Origin of the sequence: Vibrio sp. M260112, from assembly GCF_036533775.1 — a bacterium.
In the GTDB taxonomy this organism is placed as follows: Bacteria; Pseudomonadota; Gammaproteobacteria; order Enterobacterales; family Vibrionaceae; genus Vibrio.
Genome location: NZ_JATABH010000206.1, coordinates 1 through 427, shown reverse-complemented (window position 1 = coordinate 427; position 427 = coordinate 1). Strand labels below are relative to the sequence as shown.

Genomic DNA, 427 nt, shown 5'->3' with positions numbered 1-427 from the left:
TAAGTGAATCAGGAGAAGCGAAGTCATCAACATCAATAAGCCAGTGAGCCAACATAAAAAATACCCTCAAATATGAAATGTTTGAGGGTATTTTCAACCAACCACAGGATCGTTCAACTGATCATTTACTTAACTGATCGGAGTTATCCTTCGGGAGGCTTTTTTTGTACCAGTCTTTTGCATTTTACGTACTACACTTCTACGACAATGGAGGTGTTTTATGAAATCAATATTCGGTCTTATCTTATTCACTTTATCGACTTTTACCGGGGCGGGTGAAAGTAAATTACCACCTTCTAAAGAAGGTGGCTTTGTGTGAGCCCCCTAAAAGGGGGCCTTTGTTTAATCCAACGCCAACTGGTGCTGCTCTACTCGCTCTTGCTTCTCTTGATGTCTTACATATCGGCGTATGATTTCTTCATTGATT

Annotated in this window: 1 pseudogene; it reads right to left on the bottom strand. The window is 40.3% G+C overall.

Going from position 1 to position 427, the window contains the following annotated elements:
- Nucleotides 1–342: 342 nt before the first annotated feature.
- Nucleotides 343–427 (bottom strand): annotated as a pseudogene (locus QTN95_RS21130) (IS200/IS605 family transposase); the annotation flags it as partial.